General features: G+C 72.8%; 1 protein-coding gene. It reads right to left on the bottom strand.

The window, feature by feature from the left end; translation table 11 throughout:
* Positions 1-177 precede the first annotated feature (177 nt).
* A complete protein-coding gene (locus AC27KI_RS23380) occupies positions 178-1,887 on the bottom strand; it encodes an ATP-dependent DNA ligase (protein WP_487116110.1) in 1,710 nt (569 codons plus the stop codon).
* Positions 1,888-2,119 lie beyond the last annotated feature (232 nt).

Raw genomic sequence — 2,119 nt, 5'->3', positions numbered from 1 at the left:
GCACCGCAGGCAGCCCGCCGAAAAAGCGCAGGCAAGCCGGGTGCGCCGCCTTGGCCCGGAGCGTCTTCTTGGGGTGCGTCACCGCAGGGTGCGCGGGCCGCCGGCCCACCGCCCGGCCCAGGAACGCCGCGCGCTCACGACCGTCGTCAAGGCGCGGCATGGACGGCCCTCCGGCGATCACGCATCCGACCTCGGCAACAGCGCCGCCAGGGTGTCCACCGAATCCGCTTCGTCCACCGGCTTGTCCTCGCGCCAGCGCAGCATGCGCGGAAAGCGCACGGCGATCCCGCTCTTGTGGCGGCTGCTGCGGGCGATGCCCTCGAACCCCAGTTCGAACACCAGCGTGGGCCGCACGCTGCGCACCGGGCCGAAGGTCTCGACGGTGGTCTTGCGGATGACCGCATCCACCCGCGCCATCTCCGCATCGGTCAGGCCGGAATAGGCCTTGGCGAACGGCACCAGCGCGCGCCCTTCGGTGCCTGGCGGACCGTCCCACACCGCGAAGGTGTAGTCGCTGTAGAGGCTGGCGCGCCGGCCATGGCCGCGCTGGGCATAGATCAGCACCGCATCGATGCTCAAGGGGTCGATCTTCCACTTCCACCACGTGCCCACGTCCTTGGTGCGGCCCACGCCGTATTCGGCATCGCGGGCCTTGAGCATCATGCCTTCCACGCCCAGCGAGCGGGCCTGCTCGCGCTGGACCGCCAGATCCTGCCAGCGGTCGCCCTGCAGCACCGGGCTGGCCACCAGCGCCGGGTGCGCCACGCGCGCCAGCAGCGCATCGAGCCGCGCCCGCCGTTCGTGCTGGGGTCGCTGGCGCAGGTCCTGGCCGCCCTCCTCCAGCAGGTCGTAGGCGAGCAGCACCACGGGCAGCTCGCGCAGCAGCTTCGGCGTGAGGGTCTTGCGGCCGATGCGCTTTTGCAAATCGGCGAACGGGCGCACGTGGGCCGCGGCATCGCCCTCGGCAGCGCGCCAGACGACGATCTCGCCATCGAGCACCGTGCCGTCGGGCAGCGTTTCCCCGAGCGCCTGCAGCTCGGGAAAGCGGTCGCTCACCAGCTCCTCGCCGCGCGACCAGACCCAGGTGCCGGCGCCTTCGCTGGCGCCCTCGGCGCGGGTGCTGCGCCGCACGATCTGGGCGCGGATGCCGTCCCATTTCCACTCCACGATCCACTGCGCGGGCGGGCCGAGCACCGTGTCGAACTGGGACACCGGCAGTTGCAGCGGGTGCGCCAGGAAGAAGGGATAGGGATGGCCCCGGGCTTCGCCCTGCGCCGCGTCATCGCCGCCTTCGCCCTCGGCCGCGACCAGGCGCAGGTAGTCGCCCTCACCCGGACGCGCCCCGATGTGGGTGTAGCCCATGAGCCGCTGCGCGACACGCTTGGCATCCACGCCGCTCACCGCCGCCAGTGCCTGCGTGACCTGCAGGCGCGACACGCCCACGCGGAACGCCCCCGTGATGAGCTTGAAATACACCAGCCGCTCTTCGGGCGCGAGGCCTGTCCACTGGGCCCGCAGCGTGGTCTCCAGCACCTCGGGCGGCATGCCGCGCAGGGGCAGCAGGTGGTGCTCCATCCACTCGGCCAGGCCCAGCGCCTGCGCGGCGGTGGGCGCGGGCAGCAGCAGCGAGATGGTCTCGGCCAAGTCGCCCACGGCCTCGTAGCTCTCGTCGAACAGCCATTCGGGCAACCGGGCCGCATCGCGCGCCAGGGTGCGCAGCAGCTTGGTCGGCACCAGCTGGCGCGGCTTGCCGCCGGCCAGGAAATACACCGCCCACGCCGCATCCGCCGGTGCCGCGGCGCGAAGGTAGGCCTGCAGCGCGGCCTGCTTGGCCAGGCTGGAGGTGCTGGCATCGAGCGCGCGGTAGAGCGCGGCGAAGTCCTTCATGGCGCGGACGAAGGGGGTCGGCGGGGCGCAGCGGAGGACAGGGAGGATGACTCGGCCTCGGAAGGGACCGCGCCCCCGGAGGCCGGCTCCGTGAGGCGGCCTTGATCGGGATCGGTGGCAGCAGCGGCGCGTGTCGATCGGCCCTTGGGGCGGGGCCTGGGAGCACCGGGTGCTCCGCCCAGCGCTGCGGCCTGGGCGGCTGCGGCCACATCGCCCGGGCCTTTCGCCGGCC

It is taken from the genome of Acidovorax sp. KPB24-03, from assembly GCF_057546605.1.
This window is presented reverse-complemented; position numbering and strand designations above follow the sequence as displayed.

What these genes read in the sequence shown, in the direction of transcription:
- AC27KI_RS23380 (WP_487116110.1), bottom strand. Translation starts at nt 1,887, where the DNA reads ATGAAGGACTTCGCCGCGCTCTACCGCGCGCTCGATGCCAGCACCTCC.